Origin of the sequence: Oceanicola sp. S124, from assembly GCF_000220565.1 — a bacterium.
Classification (GTDB): domain Bacteria; phylum Pseudomonadota; class Alphaproteobacteria; order Rhodobacterales; family Rhodobacteraceae; genus Pseudooceanicola.
The window spans coordinates 1-20,517 of the sequence record NZ_AFPM01000187.1 but is presented as its reverse complement, the minus strand read 5'-3'; the positions used below and the strand labels follow the sequence as shown (position 1 = coordinate 20,517).

Annotated in this window: 20 protein-coding genes and 1 pseudogene; 9 read left to right on the top strand and 12 right to left on the bottom strand. The window is 69.6% G+C overall.

Going from position 1 to position 20,517, the window contains the following annotated elements:
- Positions 1–366: pseudogene (locus OS124_RS0113430) on the bottom strand (aldehyde dehydrogenase (NADP(+))); the annotation flags it as partial.
- Positions 367–573: 207 nt separating this feature from the next.
- Here OS124_RS0113430 and OS124_RS0113425 point away from each other — a divergent pair.
- Together OS124_RS0113425 and OS124_RS26615 are read left to right on the top strand one after the other, a co-directional pair.
- Positions 574–765 (top strand): hypothetical protein, encoded by a 192-nt coding sequence (locus OS124_RS0113425; protein WP_010140214.1) that lies wholly within the window; start codon positions 574–576, stop codon positions 763–765.
- A gap of 78 nt (positions 766–843) precedes the next feature.
- Positions 844–1,512 (top strand): DUF3500 domain-containing protein, encoded by a 669-nt coding sequence (locus OS124_RS26615; RefSeq protein WP_138919532.1) that lies wholly within the window; start codon positions 844–846, stop codon positions 1,510–1,512.
- Positions 1,513–1,828: 316 nt separating this feature from the next.
- Here the strand turns inward: OS124_RS26615 and OS124_RS28040 are convergent, their stop codons facing one another.
- The gene (locus OS124_RS28040; protein WP_237708116.1) at positions 1,829–1,984 is read right to left on the bottom strand and encodes a hypothetical protein; all 156 of its coding nucleotides are present in this window, start codon (positions 1,982–1,984) and stop codon (positions 1,829–1,831) included.
- A 308-nt stretch (positions 1,985–2,292) separates the two neighbouring features.
- Here OS124_RS28040 and OS124_RS28290 point away from each other — a divergent pair, with 308 nt between their 5' ends.
- The 4 genes from OS124_RS28290 (at position 2,293) to OS124_RS28285 (ending at position 5,767) form a co-directional block, all read left to right on the top strand.
- Positions 2,293–2,643, top strand: coding sequence for an amidohydrolase family protein (locus tag OS124_RS28290; protein WP_010140211.1), 351 nt, complete (start codon positions 2,293–2,295; stop codon positions 2,641–2,643).
- 8 nt (positions 2,644–2,651) lie between these two features.
- A complete protein-coding gene (locus OS124_RS26115; RefSeq protein ID WP_010140210.1) occupies positions 2,652–2,945 on the top strand; it encodes a putative 4-oxalomesaconate hydratase in 294 nt (97 codons plus the stop codon).
- 106 nt (positions 2,946–3,051) lie between these two features.
- Positions 3,052–4,722: a thiamine pyrophosphate-binding protein gene (locus OS124_RS0113395; protein WP_010140208.1), complete on the top strand. Its 1,671-nt coding sequence runs from the start codon at positions 3,052–3,054 to the stop codon at positions 4,720–4,722.
- Between the two features lie 262 nt (positions 4,723–4,984).
- A complete protein-coding gene (locus tag OS124_RS28285; RefSeq protein WP_337459426.1) occupies positions 4,985–5,767 on the top strand; it encodes an amidohydrolase family protein in 783 nt (260 codons plus the stop codon).
- A 566-nt stretch (positions 5,768–6,333) separates the two neighbouring features.
- On the opposite strand, the gene OS124_RS26605 is transcribed toward OS124_RS28285, so the two are convergent.
- Positions 6,334–7,701 (bottom strand): SIP domain-containing protein, encoded by a 1,368-nt coding sequence (locus OS124_RS26605; RefSeq protein ID WP_010140206.1) that lies wholly within the window; start codon positions 7,699–7,701, stop codon positions 6,334–6,336.
- A gap of 232 nt (positions 7,702–7,933) precedes the next feature.
- Here OS124_RS26605 and OS124_RS0113370 point away from each other — a divergent pair, with 232 nt between their 5' ends.
- Entirely contained in the window at positions 7,934–8,842 is a 909-nt protein-coding gene (locus tag OS124_RS0113370; protein WP_010140205.1) for a GntR family transcriptional regulator, read from the top strand.
- Here the strand turns inward: OS124_RS0113370 and OS124_RS0113365 are convergent.
- Genes OS124_RS0113365 through OS124_RS0113325 form a run of 9 tightly spaced genes read right to left on the bottom strand, consistent with a single transcriptional unit; the run spans position 8,839 to position 18,570 of the window.
- On the bottom strand, positions 8,839–9,654 hold the full coding sequence (locus tag OS124_RS0113365; protein WP_010140204.1) for a hydrolase: 816 nt from the start codon (positions 9,652–9,654) through the stop codon (positions 8,839–8,841). The two genes, OS124_RS0113370 and OS124_RS0113365, sit on opposite strands and share 4 nt — an antisense overlap.
- Positions 9,654–10,547 (bottom strand): N-formylglutamate amidohydrolase, encoded by an 894-nt coding sequence (locus tag OS124_RS0113360; protein ID WP_050900880.1) that lies wholly within the window; start codon positions 10,545–10,547, stop codon positions 9,654–9,656. The genes OS124_RS0113365 and OS124_RS0113360 overlap by 1 nt, the downstream gene beginning before the upstream one ends.
- A gap of 2 nt (positions 10,548–10,549) precedes the next feature.
- A complete protein-coding gene (locus OS124_RS0113355) occupies positions 10,550–11,236 on the bottom strand; it encodes an RraA family protein (protein WP_010140201.1) in 687 nt (228 codons plus the stop codon).
- Positions 11,233–12,051: a creatininase family protein gene (locus OS124_RS24640; RefSeq protein WP_010140200.1), complete on the bottom strand. Its 819-nt coding sequence runs from the start codon at positions 12,049–12,051 to the stop codon at positions 11,233–11,235. The genes OS124_RS0113355 and OS124_RS24640 overlap by 4 nt, the downstream gene beginning before the upstream one ends.
- A complete protein-coding gene (locus tag OS124_RS0113345) occupies positions 12,048–13,574 on the bottom strand; it encodes a serine hydrolase domain-containing protein (RefSeq protein ID WP_010140199.1) in 1,527 nt (508 codons plus the stop codon). Before OS124_RS0113345 ends, OS124_RS24640 begins: the two co-directional genes overlap by 4 nt.
- A complete protein-coding gene (locus tag OS124_RS0113340; RefSeq protein ID WP_010140198.1) occupies positions 13,571–15,226 on the bottom strand; it encodes a dipeptide ABC transporter ATP-binding protein in 1,656 nt (551 codons plus the stop codon). The genes OS124_RS0113345 and OS124_RS0113340 overlap by 4 nt, the downstream gene beginning before the upstream one ends.
- Positions 15,227–15,228: 2 nt before the next feature.
- Complete coding sequence (locus tag OS124_RS0113335; protein ID WP_010140197.1) at positions 15,229–16,044, bottom strand: ABC transporter permease; 816 nt, start codon at positions 16,042–16,044, stop codon at positions 15,229–15,231.
- Positions 16,041–16,985, bottom strand: a complete 945-nt coding sequence (locus OS124_RS0113330) for an ABC transporter permease (RefSeq protein WP_010140196.1) — start codon at positions 16,983–16,985, stop codon at positions 16,041–16,043. Before OS124_RS0113330 ends, OS124_RS0113335 begins: the two co-directional genes overlap by 4 nt.
- Positions 16,986–17,019: 34 nt before the next feature.
- A complete protein-coding gene (locus OS124_RS0113325; protein ID WP_010140195.1) occupies positions 17,020–18,570 on the bottom strand; it encodes an ABC transporter substrate-binding protein in 1,551 nt (516 codons plus the stop codon).
- A 212-nt stretch (positions 18,571–18,782) separates the two neighbouring features.
- Between OS124_RS0113325 and OS124_RS0113320 the strand changes: the two genes are divergently transcribed.
- Together OS124_RS0113320 and OS124_RS0113315 are read left to right on the top strand one after the other, a co-directional pair.
- Complete coding sequence (locus tag OS124_RS0113320) at positions 18,783–19,595, top strand: carbon-nitrogen hydrolase family protein (protein WP_010140194.1); 813 nt, start codon at positions 18,783–18,785, stop codon at positions 19,593–19,595.
- A gap of 2 nt (positions 19,596–19,597) precedes the next feature.
- Positions 19,598–20,317 (top strand): HpcH/HpaI aldolase family protein, encoded by a 720-nt coding sequence (locus tag OS124_RS0113315; RefSeq protein ID WP_029375420.1) that lies wholly within the window; start codon positions 19,598–19,600, stop codon positions 20,315–20,317.
- Positions 20,318–20,517: the final 200 nt, after the last annotated feature.

Genomic DNA, 20,517 nt, shown 5'->3' with positions numbered 1-20,517 from the left:
CCGCCGGGCGGCCTCGGCGTCGCCCTCGTCCATGTGCAGGGTCGTCGTCAGCTGACCCTCCAAGCCGCTGGCAAGGCACAGCATTTCTTCGAGATCCGCGACGCGGACGACCAGGCCGAGCGGGCCGACCTCCTCGCCCAGGGCCTGGTCCTGCAGGTAGGCGGCGGCGTCGGTCTCGTAGAAATTGGGGCTGGCCTCACGGCCCGGGCTGTCGCTCTGCACCAGCGGCGCCACCGCATTGCGGCCATCGAAGCGCTGCTTACCCTTTCTATACGCTTCCGCGATACCCTGGGTGAGCATCATCTGGGGGCCAACCCCCTGCAGCGCCTCGGCCGCGGCGCTGACGAAGGCGTCGCCTGCGGCGCCCCTACAGCGGGCGCCGGCCTGCCTCCTTTAGGTGTCGCTGCGATGCGTGGCGAGCGGTGCATGGCCATCGGCGCGGACAGCTCAGTGAATTCCCATTGGCGCCTGCCAAGGTCCGATGACGCCCTTGCGGGACTGCTCCGTGATGGTCGCCCGGCATCCGGCGGCAGGCCCGCCGACCGGTCGCGACGATCGGAGGAGACACAGGACATGGCGACGTCGGAGTTCGATCACTATGCCGCCCCCATGGGCGCCCACCGGCTGCTCGGCCAGACGCCGCAGGGGTTTCTGGACGGGATGTCCGACCATCGCTGGGCACGGCGTGTCGAGAAGGTGGAGGTCATCGCAGCCGCGCCCTCTCGCGGGATCATCGCCGATGGCGCGGTCACTCCGGGGCTCTAGACCCTGCGCGGCGAAGGCGCCGACGGGACAGATTCTTGAGCGGGTCAGCCAGCTTCTGGCCCTGCTCAGCCCCGAGCCGTGGGCGGCCACCCTGCTGCCCATCGACTCGATCAAAAGCACGGCTGGCAGACCGGCATTCCCGGCTTCGGTCGCCATGGCTTCCGTCTCGAAGAGGTGCCGGTGATGGTGCGCGACGCGGCGCGGGCTCTGCTGCGGGCCAACCTCAGCCCGGCGGGCTACGAGCGGGCGCGTGACCTGATGCGGCTCAATGGCTGCCTGGGCGAGCTGGCCGGCGCCCCGACGCTGCTGGGAGAGTTCTGCTATCGGGTGCATTTCTTCGGCCGCCCCTCGTTGGCCGAGCCCTGGGGCTGGCAGTTCTCGGGGCACCGCCTGTGCATCATCTTCTTCGTCCCTGGCGGGCGGATGTTGATGACGCCGGTCTTCATGGGGATGCGAGCCGAATGCCTGCGACGAGGGCCAGTTCGCGGTGCCACGGCCTTCCAGGACGAGGAAGACAAGGGGCGTCTGCCGGGCCGACGGGATCGAGAAGCGCTCGGTCGTCCATTCCCGCATCCAGAGTCCGGACACGATGACCGAACTTTCCCACAACCGGGGCGTGGTGCCGGACAATCCGCGCCCCGAGCGCTTCCACATCGGCACCACGGTGCGGACACCGAACGGCAGTCACTTCGGTCTCGACCTGTTGCGCCTGCACCTGCAGGCCTCGCGCCATCATGGCGAGGGTGAGGGGCCTGACTACGGGCACGCCCATGCGCTCGGGCCAGAACATGATCGAGCCCACGAACGCGGGCATTCCCACGCTCATGGGCATGATCAAGACCTTGGAAACGGGGCCCAGGGCACCGACGCGGCTGACAGGGCGACCCCCGCAAGGAGGTTGTGGCAACACTGGTTCCGGCGGAGCTGGCCGCGTTTCCGGCCGCGTTTCCGGCCGCGACGCCGGCATCGACCCAGGGCGGCACCTGCATCCGCATGGCTTGGAGGTTCCGCTTCTTCTGGGCGGCTGCGTCGACGGCGGACCACGGGCGGCGCTGGGCAGACCTCAGGGATGGGGCGCTGCGGAGACCTGCTCCAGCGCCCGCGCGGCGCCGAACAGCCGGGGCAGCAGGGCCGCGAGGACGGCAAGCAGCACCAGGCTGGACAGCAGGGCCGAGAGGCCCAGCCCGATCGCGCCGATCGCCGGGCTGCCCCGCGCCACCAGTCCGAAGACGCCAAGCGCCCGCCCGCGAAGGGCGTCGGGGGGATCAGCTGGATGAAGGTCTGGGTGCAGACCAGTCCACGGGTGATGGCCGCGCCCTGGGTGACGGCCGCCAGCATCGCCACCCAGGCGCTGCCTGCCTGGGTCAGTGCCAGGCTGCTGAGCCCTCCGGGCGCCCACCAGGCCGGGGCCGCGCGCAACAGGCCGGGGCGGCTGATCCCGCCCACCGTGATCCCCGAGGCGATGGCCGCGACCGCCGCGGATCCGGTCAGCGTGGCAAGCCCGCCGATGCCGCTGCTGACGGCCTGGTGGGCCGCGCCCACGGCAAAGAGGCGCTGTCACAGCACTGGTCGGCGACCTGCAACGACCGGATTGCCCGGGTCTGCACGCCTTGTCCCGATGAGGTCGCGCCGGTCGGCCAGCTGCCGCAATCGGGGGGGGGCGCCCTCGGGCTGCATCGCCGAGATGGAGCGCTGCGTCGACATGGCTTTGTCGGCGTCAAGCTGACCCCCGATCCGACGGGCGGCGTCTGGACCGAACCGCTGCTGACCGATGAGCAGTGGTTCCCCCGCTCCGAGAAAATGTGCGAGCTGCAGGTGCCGGCGATGATCCATGTCCCGGGCTCGGCGACGCCCTCGGTCCATGGCGCCGGAGCCTAGGCAATACCGTGGCCTTCATACTGCTGCGGATGGGCGACCTGTTCAGCCGCGTCCCGGACCGGCGGTTAATCATCCCTCATGGCGATGGCTCGGTGCCCTACTACCGTGGCCTGGCCTCGGCGGATGAGCTGACCAGGGACGACATCCTGTTCGACACCTGCGTCCACTACCAGCCCGGCATGGACCTGCTGGCCGAGACCGTCCCCGCCGAGACCATCATCTTCAGTTCGGACATGATCGGGCGGTGCGCGGGATCGACCCGGAAACCGGGACCTACTACGATGACACTCCGCGCTTCGTGAAAGCGCTCGATATCAGCGACGCGGACCGCGAGGCGATCTTCGAGGGCAATGCCCGTCGCATCTGCCCGCGTCTCGACGCCCGTCTGAAAGCCATGGAGGCCGCCTGATGACCATTTCCCGTTCCGCCGCCCGTATCCTGGTCGACCAGCTGGTCATCCAGGGGGTCGACCGTGTCTTCTGCGTGCCTGGGGAAAGCTTCCTTGCCGTGCTGGACGCGCTCTCCGACACGCCCCAGATCGAGCTGGTGACCTGCCGGCACGAGGGCGGGGCGGCGATGATGGCCGAAGCCTGGGGCAAGTTGACCGGGCGGCCGGGGATCCTGTTCTGCTCGCGCGGGCCGGGGGCCACGAATGCCTCGTCCGGGCTGCATGTGGCCAGCCAGGACAGCACGCCGATGATCATGTTCATCGGGCAGAATCCGCGCGACGTGCTGACCCGCGAAGCCTTCCAGGAGGTCGATTATCGCCACATGTTCGGCACCCAGGCCAAGGCGGTGCTGCAACTGGACGACGCGGCGCGGACTTCTGAATACGTGACCCGCGCCTTCCAGCTTGCGTTGTCGGGGCGGCCCGGGCCGGTGGTGATCCCGCTGCCCGAGGACATGCTGCACGACGAAGTCGTGGTGGCCGACGGCCGCCCCGCCGTCGCCCCCGAAAACGGCCCCTCCCCCGAGGTGATCGAGACCGTGCGCGCCGCGCTGGCCGGGGCCGAGCGCCCGGTGGTGCTGCTTGGCGGCTCGGGCTGGAGCGAAGAGGCGGTGGCCAGGTTCCGGGCCTTTGCCGAGGCCAGCGACCTGGCCGTCACCGCCTCGTTCCGGCGCCAGCACCTGATGGACAACGCAAGCCCCAACTACATCGGCGAGGTTGGCCTTGGGGCCAATCCGAAGCTGGTGGCGCGGGTGCAGCAGGCCGACGTGCTGCTGGTCATCGGCGCCCGGCTGGGAGAGATCGGCACCGCCGGCTACACGATCATGGACAGCCCGCAGCCGAAGCAGCGCCTGATTCATGTCTACCCCGGCGCCGACGAGATCGGCCATGTCTACCAGCCCGAGCTGGGCGTGGTCAGCAGCCCTGTGGCCTTCGTCAGGGCGCTGGCCGCTGCCGGGCCGCTGCCCGGCTGCCCTGCTGCCTTCCGCGCCGATGCCCGCGCCGATTACGAAGCCTGGACCGCGCCGAAGGTCAGCCCCGGTGACATCCAGATGTGCGAGATCATGGCCTGGATCGACGCCAACCTGCCCGAGGACACGATCTTTACCAACGGCGCGGGCAACTTCGCCGTCTGGCTGCACCGCTTCCACCGCTACCGCCGGTTCGGCACCCAGGTGGCGCCGGTCTGCGGCTCGATGGGCTACGGCGTGCCGGCGGCTCTGGCGGCGGCCTTCGCCCGGCCTGAGGCGACGGTGGTCTGCATTGCCGGGGACGGCGACTTCCAGATGACCTGCACCGAGCTGGCGACGGCGAAGGCGCATGGCCTGAAGATCCGGGTGCTGATCCTCAACAACGGGATGCTGGCGACGATCCGGATGCACCAGGAAAAGAACTACCCCGGCCGCGTTTCGGGCACAGACCTCAGCGCCGGCAATCCCGACTTCACCGCCCTGGCCAAGGCCTATGGCGCCTATGGCGAGCGGGTCGAAAAGACCGGGGATTTCGCCGCCGCCTGGGCCCGCGCCGATGCCCATGAGGGCCCTGCGGTGCTGGAGATCATGATCGACCCCGAGGCGATGACCCCGGCCATGACCCTCAGCCAGATCCGCGCCGCGGCGCAGAAGGGCTGAGCCTTGCCGGACGCGCGATCACTTGTTCCGCTAGGGCCATCAGATTTGCGTCCGGCCCTGTTCCTGCAAAGCGGCATCGACGCCTGAGCGTCCGCGCAAACAGGACAAACCTGTGGCGACGGGCGCCTGTCGCCCCCCAGCAGACGACCCGCCAGAGAGGGCCCGGGACATGAGCGTGAAGATCATCGACATCCCCCCGCACATGATCGCGCCGGACACCGGCGGTTTCCCATAGCCCGCTTGGCGGCATCCGCTCTGACGGGTGGGCGGAACGCCCCTTGCCGATCGAGCGGTACATCGCGGGAATGCGCGATGCCGGGGTCTCGGAGGCCGCGATGGTGCTGTCGGCGCCCACCTGCGGCTATGCCAACCACTGCGTCGCCGACAGCGCGGCGGCCTTCCCCGCAAAGATCGTCGGCATCTGCACCGTCGATGTCGGCGCCCCTGCTGCGGTGGCCGTGATCGGCGCCTGGGGGCAGCGCGGCATGGCGCGGCAGCGCCTCTCCGGCGCGGGCCCGACCCTGCAGTCCAGCGGCGAGTGGATGATCGCCCCGAGACCTTCCCGGTCTGGGAACACATGGCCGAGATCGACATGCCGGTCTGCAACCAGGCCACGAGGATCTGCCTGCCGGTGGTGGAAGAGATTCAGGCCAGCTATCCCAAGGTGAACATCCGCCTCGACCACCTGGGCCGTCCCGATCTGACCGACGGCGCGCCCTGTGCCAATGCCGCGCCGCTGCGGAAGCTGGCGCGCTTTGCCAGCCTCTTTCTCAAGGTCACGCCGCGCTCCGTCTCATGGAAGACGAGGCGCCTGCCGACGGGTGAGAACTTCGGCGTGCCGAGGGCATGGCCCTCCTTCCTGACGATCTGGCGGAAGCCGGTGCCATCGGGGCGGATGGCGCAGATCCCGGTCACCTGCGTATGTTCCCAGCCGCAGCCCTTGTGCTGGCCGTGTCAGGCCGTGTTGCCATTCGAGGAGAGGACCAGCCATTGCCCGTCCGGCGACCAGGCGGGCCGGAAACAGCCGTCGGGGCTGTCGGGATAGCCCGCCACCCCGGGCACAGCGGTCAGGGCGCGCCGCGCGCCGGTGGCCAGTTCGATCGCTCAGCGGCTCGCCTTGCCGCCCTCGGCAGTCGAGACATAGGCCCCATGGTCCCGTCGGGCGACAGGATCAACGCGTCCTCGCCGGCGGCGGAGGCGACGACCCGTTGCAGGTTGCTGCCATCCGGGCAGCATCGGAAGACATTGGCATTGCCGTCGCCATTGCGCTCGCTGGCGAAGGTGATCCATTCGCCATCCGGCGAGAAGCTGGCGCGATAGTCGAAATCGCTGCCGGTCGGCAGCAGCTGCTCGTCCGAGCCATTGGCGTTGGCGACATGGAACTGCGCGCTGGAGGGGCCTATGTGGTTCGTCCAGCGAACCCTTCTTGCCGGTCGCGGCCGGGCCCACTTCGAAGGTCATCGGCTTGTTCCTGGTATCCTCCCGAAGGCCGCAGGGGGGGGGCATCGGAGCGCCGCAGCCATCGCGGCGGCGCCCCTTCCAGTTCCCTGACTGGCTAGCATGTGGCCCAGAGGGCGACCCGATAAGGCCTGCCACCGGGTCCAGAAGACATCAGTCCAGGGACTTGTCGCTGGCGGCCGCGTCGCCACTGATCCAGTAGCCTGCGGCCTTCATCTCCTCGCGCGGGTGGCCGCGCTCGAGCAGGTGATCGCGCAGCGCCCGCGCGACCCCGGCTTCGGCGGCGATCCAGGCGAAACCGCGCCCCTCGGGCAGGGGCAGATCGCGCAGCGGACGCAGCAGCGGTGCGGGATCGGTGGCCAGGGCCTCGGGGCGGTGAACCCAGTGGCTTTCCAGCGCGGCCTGCGTCTGGAAGTGCTGTTCGTCCTCGGGGCCGGGCACGGCTGCCAGGGTGATCACGCGGGTGCCCGCGCCCAGTTCCTCGGCACGGCGGCCGATGGCGGGCAGGGCGGTCTCGTCACCGATCAGCAGCCACCAGTCGAAGACCGGCGCCACCACGGCCGAGCCGCGCGGGCCGCCGATCTGCAGGCTGTCGCCGGGCCTGGCGGCAATCGCCCAGTCCGTGGCGGGTCCGGCCTGGTGGACGGCGAAGTCCAGCGTCAGGGTGCGGGCCTCTGTATCATAGGCGCGCGGGGTGTAGTCGCGCATCTCGGGCGCTTCGCCGGTGCCGGGAAAGAACAGCTTCACGTGGTCGTCGGCGCCGAGGCTGATGAAATCCGCCAGCTCCTCGCCGCCCAGCACGATGCGGATCATGTGCGGGGTCAGGCGGTAGGCCTCCTGCACGGTCAGCAGGCGGCGGCGGGTTTCGAAGCGGTGGCGGGTGATGATCGGGGCGGCCTCCTGTGGCGGCGATTCAGGAGCCGCTTCGGGGCCGGCATCGGGGCGGGACAGCGGCGGCAGCGCGGCGACCTGGCGGGCGGCTGCCTCGATCCGGGCGGATATCGCCGCAAGGTCGGCACGGTCGTCATGCTGGGCCAGCTGGCTGCGGATCGCCTCTTTCAGCCCGTCCATGGCGGCCAGGATCGGGCGCGGCGCATCGCGGCGGTAGTCGCGGCGCTTGCGGGTCCAGATATCCTCGATATTGCCGGCGTTTGCCTGCAGGAACTCGCGCCCGGCCTCGGTGATCTGCGCCAGCTTGCGGCGTCCGTCCTGCTGCTCCAGCGTCGCCAGCCCCATGTCCTCGAGCCAGGTCAGCGTGGGGTAGATCGCGCCGGGGCTGGGGGCGTAATGGCCGCCGAACTTCTGTTCGATCAGCTTGATCAGCTCGTAACCGTGGCGCGGGGCTTCGGCGATCAGCGCCAGCACCATCAGCCGCAGGTCCCCGTAGTCGAACGGGCGTCTGCCCTTCCGTCCACCGGGCCTGCGCCCCCCGGGACCCCTGTCGGGCCTGGCGCCGTTGTCGCCCTCCCGTTCTTCGCCGCCACGGCGTTTCCGGCCGCGCTCGGGGGTCTCATCTCTCATCTGGGTCACCTCTGGCGGTGTCGGGCCGCTGTTTGTTTCGTTATATCTAATATTCCGATATAACGAAATACGGATCGCGGTCAAGGCGGCAGCACAGGCGCGCACTGGCGCGCACAGGCGCTTCGGCGGCAAAGGAACATTCTCAACGCCGGGTGGATCGCCTATACAGGCCGGACCGGCCGCCTGCCCCAGGGGCGCGGCCCCGGGGAACCGTCAGCAGGATAGGCGCCGCATGAGCAGAACCGAGATCGCCGAGGCGGGCCTGAGCAACCTTCAGGCCGAGATCGCCCACAAGGTGCTGTCGCTGGCGCAGGAGGGACACTGGCACAAGGGCGATCACGTGTCGGAGGTGCCGCTGGCCGCGACGCTGGGCACCTCGCGGACCCCGGTGCGCCGGGTGCTCGAGGTGCTCGAGGCGCGGGGGATCTTCACCAAGGTGCCGAATGTCGGCTTTCTTTTCGAGGGCCTGCCCGAGGAAGGCCCGCGCCTGGAAGAGCTGCTGCCGCGGTCGGAAACCGATGTGCTCTACGAGAAGCTGATGGTGGCGCGCGGGCGCGGCGAGGTGCGCGGCGAGGTCTCCGAGGCAGAGCTTGCCGAGCAGTTCGCCTGCACCCGTGGCATGATCCGCCGGGTGCTGATGCGCTTCGCCAATGCGGGGCTGGCCGAGCGCCGCACCGGCCACGGCTGGCGCTTCGCCGAGACGCTGGACAATCCGCAGGCGATCAACGCCAGCTACGGCTTCCGGATCATCATCGAATGCGGCGCGCTGCGCGATCCGGGCTTCGCCGCCGATCCCGTCCAGCTGGCCGAGCTGCGCGCCCAGCAGAGCCGCCTCAGCGACACGCCGGTCGACCGGATCAAGGGCGGCGAATGGTTCGAGGCCAACGCGAATTTCCACGCCACGCTGGTGTCCTGGGCGGGCAACCGCTTTCTCAGCGAGGCCATAGAGCGGCAGAACGGGCTGCGCCGGATGACCGAGGTCGCCGAGTTCACCGAGCTGAGCACCGCGCGCATCCGCAAGGCGGCGCGCGATCACCTGGCGATCCTCGATGCCATCGAGGCGGGCGACCGAGAGGGCGCGGCGACGATCCTCTATCGCCATCTTAGCCGCAACCCCGAGGCCCCGGGCAAGCTGGACTAGCCCGCCAGCACCCGGGCGAAGAAGTCCTTCACCGCCGGTTGCAGCCCGGTGCCCAGATGCGCGACGCCCGGCACGTCCTGCCGTTCGGGGCTGGCGCCGATGCCGCGCAGGGCGGTCTCCAGCGCGTCCAGCCTCTCGACACGGGTCGCCCCGGCCTCATTGGCCCCTGCCGTCCAGAAGTCAGAGCCCTCGCGGATCGTCACCCCCTCGGGGCTGGTGTCCTCGGCGCCGATCAGCAGCTGGATCGGCAGCGCGCGCAGCGGCTCGGAGCGGAAGGGCGCGCCGAGGGCGGTCTCCATGTCGCCGGTGCCGGGCCACCAGGGGCGGGGATCGCCGGGCAGGGTCACGGTGCCGGGCGCGGCAATCGAGACGGCACGCAGCCGCTCGGGGTGGCGCAGCATGAAGCGGTGCGCGAATTGCCCGCCGCCCGAGAAGCCATGCATCAGCACCCGGTCGCTGTGCAGGCGGAAGACCTCGGCCAGCTCGTCGATCATGCCCAGCAGGATCTCGTCGTAGGCAATGCCCCCGTGCCGCAGAAGCTTGTAGTTGTTGAAGTCGTCCGGCCCGTTGATGCCGCAGGGAAACAGCGGCGCCAGCAGGGCGCATTGATGCGCCTCGGCGAAGTCGATGAACTGGTCGCGCAGCGCCTGGGCGTCGCGCAGGCTGTGGTGGATCAGCACCGCCAGAGGATAGCGCCGGTCCCCCGCCGGGTCGTAGCCTTCGGGCATGTAGCTGCAATAGTGGAAGCGCGGATCGGTGCGGGCGGCGAACATGGCGCTTGCCGGCAGGCGGTAGAAGTTCAGCTTTGCCATCAGCCGGCCCTGCCGCTTTCGCTGCGGACATGGTCGGCGACCTTCGCCACGACCCGCGTCATCGCTGCCTTGAAGGCCGGGTAGTCGGCGCTGCGCTCGCGGGTGCCCTCGTCCATGTAGAGCCGCCGGTTGATCTCCAGCTGCACGCTGTGGCGGTTGATGGCGGGGTTGGCATAGGCCTCGGTCAGCTCGGCGCCCTTGAAGGGCTTGTTCATGGCGACCGAGAAACCCTCGGCGCCGATCGCCTCGCGCAGCAGGGCAGTGAACCCGGGGCCCGCCGAGGCGCCATGCATGTCGCCGATGCAGATATCGGCGCGGCTGGTGCCCGGCCCGTCCGAGGACATGGCATGGCCGGCATCGGTCATCGAGTGGCAGTTGAGGTGCCAGACGCAGCGGTGCTGGGCGAAGGCGCCATCCAGCAATTGACGCAGCGCGGCGTGGTAGGGGATCCAGTAGCGCCGGATCCGCGCCTCGGCCTCCTCGACCGAAAGGGGGGCGGCGTACATGGGCTGATCGCCCCAGGCCTTGCGCCAGATCAGCCCCATGCCGCGCCGGGCGGTGTTGCTGTCGCGCACCGGATGCGGCCAGTCGCCGGCCACCATCTGCGCATCCATGTCAGACAGCGAGCGGTTGGGGTCGAGGAAACTGCGCGGGAAGAGCGCGCGCAGCAGCGGCGCGCCCTCGTCGGGGGCGGCTGCGAAGATGTCATCGACATGGGTGTCGGCCGAGACGCGCACGGTGGCGGCATCGACGGCGGGGTGGAAGTCGTCCGGCAGGTCGGTGCCGCTGTGCGGGCTGTCCAGCACCAGCGGGATCGCGGGCGCGCGCGGCGCGGTGACATCCAGCACGCCGGGCAGCGGTTGCGGCAGCGGCACGAGGGCGGGTCGGGTCATGGTCATTGGTCCTTCTCGGGGTCTTGCAGCGAGGCGATCCGGGCATTGACCCCGGTGATGTCGCCCAGCTTCTCGCCATCGGCGAGGCGGCTCATGGTGCGGGCCACGCGGATCTCGCGGGCCTGTCCGGCGGCGGCTTCCTCGGCGGCCTCCTCGGCGGGGATCACCACCACGCCCGAGGCATCGCCCAGCACGATGTCGCCGGGCAGCACCGGCACCCCGCCGCAGGAGACGGGCCGGTTGAAGGTCCCGCCCAGCTCCAGCCGCCGGGTGGTGAGGGAGGTCACGCCGCGACACCAGACCGGCAGCCCCTCGGCGAGGATCTCGGCGGCATCTGTGACGGGGCCGTCCAGCACGATGCCCGCCGCGCCGGCCATGCGGGCCGCCCGTGCAACAGCGCCGCCGAGGCAGGCGAACCGGTCATCGCCCAGCCGGTCGACGACCAGCATGTCGCCGGGGCGCAGCTGGCTGACGGCATGGTGCATCAGGGTCGAGCACATGGCGGGCAGGGCCAGCGTCACCGCCACCCCGGCGCGGGCCGTCTGCGCCGGATCCAGCGCGGCGACGCGGCGGTCGACCATGCCGGTCAGGCGCACATGGCCAAGGGTCGCGGTCTCGATCTTCTCCATCTCGGCCAGCAGCGCCGGGTCGGCTGCAGCGGGCATGGGCGCGATGCGGTAACGGCTCATCTCGGGGTCTCCTCGGGCGGGGTCGGGGCGGCTTCTGCTGTCTGCGCGCTTTGCAGGTGGGTGACCAGAGCGGCGAGGCGCGCCACAAGGTCGGCGGTGATCGCCGCGCCCGCCCCGGCGCTGGCGCGGGAGGCATCGCCGCCAAGGCGACCATCGGGTGCGATCTCGGCAGCCGTCACCGGCAGGTTTACCCGCAGCCCTTCGAAATCGGCGCCCGAGACGCCACGCAGGGGCAGGTCCAGCAGGCGTCCGGGTCGGGCGCGCGGGCTGTCGGGCAGGGCGCGCACCTCGCCCGGCAGTAGGTGCATCATGACAGAGGTCACCGGCTCGGCGCCATGGCCGCGCACCGGGGCCTCGCCGAAGAGGCGGCGCATCAGGGGCGCGGGGACCGAGGGCCAGAGATCGACCGAGGCCAAGGCCACGCCGCTCTGTCGACGGATCTGCCGGGTCACCTGCGAGATCAGTGGCGCATTGGTGGTATGGCCGTTGAGGATCAGCAGCCGGGTCAGCCCGTGTTCGACCAGCCCGTTCAGCATGTCGGTGAGCACCGCGGTAAAGGTCTCGGGGCGCAGCTGGAGGCCGCCGGGGTAGTCACGGAAGAAATCCGCGTGCCCGAAGGGCAGCACCGGCGCCGCCAGCGCCCCGGTCCGCTGCGCCACCAGGTCGGCGATCTTCGCCGACAGGCGGAAGTCGCCCATCGGGCAATGCGGCCCCTGCCCCTCCTGCGAGCCGAGCGGCAGCAGGATCACCGGATCCTCGGCCAGCAGCGCGGCGAAGTCGGACTGGGTCAGCTCTTCCAGCCTGTGGGGCCTCATGAGGCGACCTCGCGCGCGCGTTCACCGGTCAGCACCGGCAGGCTGCGGATCGACGAGTTGACATTGACCGAGCGTTCCAGCCGCAGCGCGCCGTCGCGCAGGAAGATCCGCAGGGTGTCGCGGAAGGCCATCTCGACGAAGGCCCAGTCGAGGGTCAGGCAGGACCAGCCCTCGGCGTCGGGGGCGGACCAATGGGCCCAGGCCGAGACGCGGAAGCCCTCGGGCCCGGCCTCGTAGGCGTGGTGCAGCCGTGCGCCGGTCATCGAGGTCACGCCCTCGTGCCGCACGCCCATCCCGGCCAGCACCGCATGGGTGCCGCGCCCGTCGCTCAGGCCGAAGTGCAGCAAATTGCCCTCGCGCCGCAGGGTGATCCGTTCGACACCCTGGTCATTCGCGGCCACGGCGTAGCTGCCCTGCCAGCCCACGGGCGCGGCGTCCCAGCTTTCGGGCGGCGCGGGCTTCAGCTTCAGCGCGGCAAGGCGGGCGGGCAGGTCGGCGCCGCGCCATTGGCCAAGGGCCGGGCGCAGGTGGTTGTGGATCAGGTCGGTCAGGCGGCGGTCCTCGTCCTCCATCCCGGCGGTGACGGCGATCACCGCGCGCTCGTTCTCGAAGACGTAGCAGTTCTGTCCGAACAACCCATTGGCCGAGAAGCTGTCGTTGGGGCCGCGCCACCACTGGTAGCCATAGCCCTCGCGGCGCTCGGCGGCGGCGCCCTCGTGGCTTTCGTCGGGGCCCAGGTAGACCTCGCCGGTCAGTACACCAAGGGAGATGTCGCGCAGCTGCATCCCGCGCGCCGCGCGCACCCAGTCGGCCGACAGAAGCTGCTGCCCCTGCCAGCGGCCCTCTTCCAGGTGCAGGATGCCAAGGCGCAGCAGGTCCGCGCTGCGGCACCACAGCCCGTTGCCGCCGCTGCAGATGCCCTCGGGGCTGCGATCCCAGCGGAGGTCCGGCGACATGCCCATGGGCTCGAGCACCCGGGGGCGCAGGTAGTCGTGGCAGGTCTGCCCCGTCACCCGCTGCACGATGGCCGAAAGCATGTAGCTGCAGGCGCTGTCGTAGACGAAGACGGCGCCCGGCTCATGGTCCAGCGGCTGGCGCAGGAAATCCGCCACCCAGCTGGTCGTCAGCTTGCGCCAGGCCCCGCCCGAGATGCCGCGACCGTGGCCGCTGGTCATCGTCAGCAGGTGGCGCAGGCGCATCGCCCCGATGCCCGCCGGCGCGATGGCGCGATGCTCGGGGAAGAAGTCGATCACCGGGGTGTCGAGATCCAGCAACCCGTCGTCGAAGGCCAGCCCGACCGCCATCGAGGTGAAGCTCTTCGTCACCGAATGCATCATGTGCAGCCGCTCGGGGCCGTAGGGGTGCCAGTAGGCCTCCTGGATCAGGGCGCCCTCGCGCCAGATCAGCAGGCTGTGTACCTCAAGGCCGCTCTCGGCGATCTGGTCGAGCAGGTCGACCAGCACGGCGGGATCGGTGCCGTGGTCTTCGGGGCGGGCACGGGTCAGACCGTCGGGGCCGCTCATGCGCCCGCCTCCGGGGCGTCGAAGCGCCAGCTCAGCTCGACCCCGGTGACGGTGCGCTTAAGGGTCGGAATGGCCGAGAGCAGGGCGCGGGTGTAGTCGCTTTCCGGGGCGTCGAAGATGCGGTTGCGCGGGCCTTCCTCGACGATGCCGCCGTCGCGCATGACGATGACGCGGTCGGCCAGCTGTTCCACCACGCCAAGGTCATGGCTGATGAACAGGCACGAGAACCCGTGCCGCTGCTGCAGGTCGGCCAGCAGGTCCAGCACCTGCGCCCGCACGGTGACATCCAGCGCCGAGACCGCCTCGTCCGCGATGACGAAATCGGGTTCCGAGATGATCGCCCGGGCGATGGCGACGCGCTGGCGCTGGCCGCCGGACATCTCGTGCGGCAACCGGTCGAGGTGGATTTCCTCCAGCCCGACCTCGGTTATGGCGCGGCGGATGCGGGCGTCCTTCTCGGCGGGGGCGATGTCCTGCCGGTGATAGAGCGCCTCGGACAGCGCCCGGCGGATGGTGAAGCGCGGATCGAGCGAGCCATAGGGATCCTGGAAGATCATCTGGCAGTTCAGGCGGAAATCCATCCAGCCCTTGCCGCGCGGGGTGACGGGGGTGCCGCGGAACAGGATCTCTCCGCCGCTCGGGGCGATCAGGTGGGCGATGGCCCGGCCCAGGGTCGTCTTGCCGGAGCCCGAGGCGCCGACCACGGCCACCACCTCCCCGCGCCGCACCGACAGGCTGACCCCGTCGAGCGCCCGCTTGCGCCGGGACCGCGACAGCAGCCCGCCGCGCGAGACATAGTCGACGCAGAGGTCGCGGACCTCGAGCAGCGGCACCTCCTGGTCGTCGAAGCTGCGCAGGGGGCCGCGTTCCGGCATCGCGGCCAGCAACTTGCGGGTGTACTCATGCGCCGGGGCGGTGAGGATGTCGGCGGTCGGGCCCTGTTCGACCAGCTCGCCCTGGCGCATGACCATGACGCGTTCGCAGTAGCGCGCGACCATGGGCAGGTCGTGGCTGATCAGGATCAGCGCCGTGCCGTTCTCGCGGGTCATCTCGACCATCAGCTCCAGCACCTCGCGCTGCACCAGTGCATCCAGCGCCGTCGTCGGCTCGTCCGCGATCAGCAGCTTGGGGCGCAGCAGCATGGCCGAGGCCAGCATGATCCGCTGGCGCATCCCGCCCGAGAACTCGTGCGGGTAGTCCTTCAGCCGGTTCTCGGGCGCGGGGATGCCGACACGGGTCATCATCTCGAGGATCCGCGCGCGACGCTCGGGGGCGGCCATGTCGGAATGGCTGCGCAGCGGCTCGTCCAGCTGGTCGCCGATGGTCATCGAGGGGTTGAGAGAGGTCATCGGCTCCTGGAAGACGATCGAGATCTCTTGGCCACGCAGGCGGCGCATCTCGCGCGCAGAGAGCTGCGACAGCTCGCGGTCGCGGTAGAGGATGGCGCCGCCACGGCGCTCGATGGCGCCGGGCTGCAGGCCGATGATGGCGCGCCCCAGCATGGTCTTGCCAGAGCCCGACTCGCCCACCAGTCCGACCATCTCGCCGGGACGGATCAGGAAGCTGGCGCCCTTGACGATGCCCGCTTCGGGGCGGCCGGCAAGGCCCAGCTCAAGCCCCTCGACGCGCAGCAGTTCGCTTTCTTCGCTCATCTTCAAAGTCCCTTCATGCGCGGATCGAAACGGTCGCGGACGTAGTCGCCGAAGAGGTTGATCCCCAGCAGTGTCAGCGCGATGCAGAGGCCCGGGAAGATCCCCAGCCAGTGGGCCTGCGCCATGTAGGGGCGCGCGCCGGCCAGCATGTTGCCCCAGGTGGGGGCTGGTGGCGGCACGCCGAGGCCGAGGAAGGACAGCGCGCTTTCCGTCAGCAGGACAGAGCCGAACATCGAGGTGGCGATGACGATCACCGGCGCCAGGCAGTTGGGGATGACATGGGCGCGCAGGGTGTAGCCGACGGGATGGCCCATCAGGCGCGAGGCCTCGATGAACTCCTGCTCACGCAGCGACATCACGGCGCCGCGCACGACGCGGGTGACCGTGGGCATGTAGGCCAGGCCCAGGGCCAGGATCACGCCCCAGATGTTGGCGCCCAGGATCGACAGCAGCGCCAGCGCCAGCAGGATCGAGGGGAAGGCCAGCAGCGTGTCGGTGAACAGCATCACCAGCCGGTCCACCCAGCCCCGCGCATAGCCCGCGACCGATCCGAGTACGATGCCGAAGGTCACCGCGAAACCGACCGTCAGGGCCGAGATGGTGACCGAGGTCCGCGCCGCCGCCATCAGCCGAGACATCACGTCCCGGCCGTATTCGTCGGTGCCCAGCCAGTGCCCGGCGCCCGGCGGGGCGAGGCGGGCGCGCAGGTCCAGCGCCAGCGGGTCATAGGGGGTCCAGAGCCAGCCCAGCAGGGCCGAGAGCAGGAAGAAGGCGATCAGCAGACCGCCGAGATACTTGTTGGTGCGGCCCAGGTTCATGTGGTTTTCACCCTCGGGTCAAAGAGCGGATAGCAGAGGTCGACGATCAGGTTGACGACCACGTAGGTGACGGCAACGAACAGCAGGCAGCCCTGCAGCACCGGGTAGTCGCGGCCATAGATCGACTCGACGATCAGGCGGCCGAGACCGGGGATGGTGAAGACCGTCTCGACTACTGCGACACCGCCTAGCAGGTTGCCCAGGATCAGGCCCAGCAGGGTCCATGTGGGCCCGAAGGCATTGCGGAAGACGTGGCGGCGCAGCACCTGGCCCTCGGTCAGGCCCTTGGCGCGGGCGTGGGTGACGTAGTCCAGCCGCAGCACGTCCAGCGTCGAGGCCCGCGCCATGCGGACCAGGATGCCGCATTCATGCAGCACCAGCGCGGCGACGGGCATGATGAGGTAGAGCGCCCCCGCCCCGAAGTCCTCGAAGGGCGAGACATAGCCAAGCACCGGCAACCAGCCGAGTTGCAGGCCGAAGAACAGCAGCAACATCAGGCCCATCCAGAAGGTCGGGATCGACATCAGCGCCGTGGCGCCGACCACGACGCCCAGGTCGAAGGCCGAGTTCTGCCGCCAGGCCGCCAGCATGCCCAGAGGCACCGCCAGCAGCGTCGCCAGCCCGACCGCCACCAGCACCAGCTGCGCGGTGATCGCGAAGCGTTGCAGCACCAGCGGCAGCACCGGCTGGCCGGTGGTGATCGACCGCCCCAGGTCGCCCTGGAACACGCCCTGAAGCCAGAGCAGGAACTGGACCGGGATCGGCCGGTCCAGTCCAAGTTGGTGACTCATCGCCTCGTAGGCGGTGTCGTCGATGTTGTCGCCCAGCATCAGGCTGACGGGGTCCCCCGGAATCAGGCGGATCAGGGTGAAGACCGCCAGCGAAACGAGGAAGAGAGTGGGTATCGCGGAAATCAGCCGCGACAGTACAAATCTGGTCATTCAGGTCCCCCGGGGGCCTCCGTTCATCTGATGCTCAGCGGTCGACGCTCACGCCCCAGAAGCGGGCGAAGCCGTTCCAGGTGCTGTAGTCCTGCACGTAGCTGGCATTGACCGAGACGGTCAGGTTGTTGGCCAGCATGACGAAGGGCATCTGCTGCAGGTAGAGCTGGTGCAGCTCGTCGAAGATCGCCTGGCGCGCCTCGCCGTCCGGGGTGCTGGTCGCCTCGGCCACCAGCTCGATGGCGCGGGGGTCGTCCCAGATGGCGCTGCCGCGGTCTTCCTTGCTGGCGGTGACGGCGCTGTAGGCCAGCACCGGGTCGGCGCGGTTCGAGTAGTTGAAGGCCGACATCTGGAAGCTGCCCGAGCGGAAGCGATCCAGCTGGGTAGCCCATTCCAGCACCTCGATCCGGGAGTTGATGCCCGCCATCTGCAACATCGCCTGCGACAGCACGGCGACGTTCTCGTTGATCGGGTTGCGGCGGTTGGTCTGGATCACCAGCTCTTGGCCGTCATAGCCGGCGGCTTCCAGCAGGGCGGGCACCTCGTCGGGGGCATAGGCGATACCCTCGTCATGCACGGCGCTGTGATAGACCGAGCCCTCGGGCACCAGCGAGGCATTGGGCGTGCCCAGCCCGTCGGTGGCGACCTCGACCAGCTGCGGGATGTCGAGCGCCTTGGCCACCGCCATGCGCATCTCGGTCGACGAGAGCACCGGGTCGGCGGTCTGCATCAGCAGGGTGATCATGCCGCCATGGGGCGAGGACTTGACCTCGAAGTCGGGGTCGGCGGTCAGCTCGGCGGCTTCCGAGGTCGACAGGAAGGGCACCACGTCCAGGTCACCGCTGCGCAGCGCCGCGATGGCAGTGGCGCGGTCGGGGGTGACGACGAGGTTCACGGTATCGACCAGAGCTTCCTTGTGGCCGCCAAAGCCGTCGATGCCGCCGTCCAGCGGCTGGTAGTCGGCGTATTTCTCAAGCACCACCGACTGGCCGCGCCGCCACTCGCCGAAGGTGAAGGGGCCGGTGCCCACGGGATGATCCCAGGTGCCGTCCGCCGCGAAGCTGTCGGGGTGGGTGATCGCCATGCCGCCGCACTGCGACTGGGCGGTGTTCTTCAGGAACATCGCCTCGGGCTGGTCCAGGGTGATGACCACGGTGCGCGCGTCGGGCGCCTCGATGCCCGTCACCCTGGCCCCACGGGTGCCGTCGAAGAAGCCGGCGCAGTTGAACTCGGGCGCGGCCATGGTGGCTTCCCAGCTTTGCTTGACCAGCTCGGCCGTCACCTCGGCGCCGTTGTGGAAGGTACGGCCCTCGCGCAGCGTGAAGGTGTAGACGGTGCCGTCTTCCGAGACGGTCCAGCTTTCGGCCAGCATCGGAAGGATGTTGCCGCCCTCACCGAAGGCCACGAGGCCCTCGCCGACGCTCAGCGCCACGTTGTCCGACAGCGCGTCGCGGTTCACCCCGGGACGCGAGCTGCGGATATCCGAAGCCAGCTGGACATTCAGCGTTTCCGCCACCGCGCCACCGGCGCCGAGGGCACAGGCCAAGGCCAGCAGCGGAAGGGCCAGTCGTTGTGTCGAGATCATGAGAGAACTCCCTGTCGTTGGTCTCTGGTTGTCGAGATATTGTTTTTTGTAAATGTATAATACAATATGGGATGAGGCCCGCAGGTCAAACAAAAACTTCTCCCCGGATTTCAGCGCCTTGCGGCGCGATGACCGGGACAGGGGCTGTCACGCGGGGTTTCGAAACACAACCGGGCCGCCTTCCGGGGCGGTCGCAACAGACGAGGATTCTCATGAAGATCGCGATGCTTCAGCTCAACTCGCGTACCGACAAGGCGGCGAACCTGGCCGAGATCGTCCGGCTCTTTTCCGAGCGGATCGCCGGCAGCGGTGCCGAGTTGGTCGTGGCGCCGGAATATGCGCCCTGCCTCGGCGGCAGCCGGGACGCACAACGGCAGGCCGCCGAGACCTTCCCCGAGGGAGAGGCTTACCGCACCCTGCAGCGGCTGGCGCGCGAACACGGCGTGACCTTCCACGCAGGCTCGATGCTGGAAAGGGACGGTGACAGCATCTTCAACACCAGCGTCGTCTTCGGTCCCGACGGCGCAGAGCGCGCCCGCTACCGCAAGATCCACCTCTTCGACGTCGAGACGCCGCAGGGCCATGTCTTCCGCGAATCCGACGTGATCTCGCGCGGGTCCGAGGTGGTGCAGTTTGACCACGCCGGGCGGCGTTTCGGCCTGGCGATCTGCTATGACCTGCGCTTCGCCGAACTGTTCCTGGCCCATATGCGCGCCGGCTGCGATGCGCTCATCCTGCCCGCCGCCTTCAACATGGAGACCGGCAAGGACCACTGGGAATGCATGCTGCGCACCCGCGCCATCGAGACGCAATCCTGGGTCATCGCACCCGGCCAGATCGGGCTGCACCCCGAACCGGCGGGCGAACGCGCCTGCTACGGCAACTCGCTGGTGATCGACCCCTGGGGTGCCGTCACCGCCCGCGCCTCAGGCACGACCGGCGTCACCTTCGCCGAGCTGGACTTCGACTATCTCGACCGGGTGCGCGCCACCCTTCCCTCCAACCGGCATCACGTATTGGCATGACCATGGATACTCTCGCTTTCTGGATGAGCACCCCGAACCTCGACCTGCTGGAGATGGCCGCCCAGGCCGGGTTCCGGCGCGTGGTGCTGGATATCGAACACAACGGCTTTGACGCCGACCGGCGCGAGGCGCTGGTGGTTGCGGCCCGCGCCCTGGGCGTCGCGGTCTGCGCCAAGATCGAAGCGCCCGAGCCGGTCTGGGTGCAGCGCGCTGTCGACCTTGGCGTCGATGCGGTGATCCTGCCCCACGTCGGCACCCTGGCCCAGGCCGAGGCGGCGCTGGCCACCTGCAAGTTTCCGCCACTCGGCACCCGCAGCTACGCGGCCGGGCGCTCGGCCCGGTTCCGGGCGCCGGATGCGGACTACTTCGCCCGGCAGAACCGCGAGGTGCTCTGCCTGCCGATGATCGAGACCGCCGAGGCCTTCGGGGATGTCGAGGCGCTGCTGGCCAGCCCGCTGGTGGATGGCATCTTCATCGGGCCCTTCGACCTGGCGCTGACCCGTGGCCGCGCGGGCTATGGCTTCGGTGATGCGGATCGTGCCGATATCGCCCGGCTGGCGGCGGCGGCGAAGGCGGCGGGAAAACCCTGGTGGATCCCCGCCTGGCGTCGCGAGGAACAGGCCTTCGCCCGCGACAACGGCGCCGGGGTGCGGGTCATCGCCGCCGAGCACCAGTTGCTGACCCTGGGTCTGCAACGCGTGCTGGAGACCTGCCCGCGCTGAGGCGGGCGGGCCGGGCGGCGGTGCGGCCCGGCCCCTTCACCTGTCCAGCAGGGGCGAGGTCAGCACCCGCTGCGCGAAGGGATCGACCAGCCCCACGTCGCTGAGACGCGGCCCGGGGTTGCAGACCAGCGAGGCGCCGAACAGGGCCTTGAAGACCAGGTAGGGCGGCTGCCAGTCGACCAGCTTGTCTATGGCCTCCC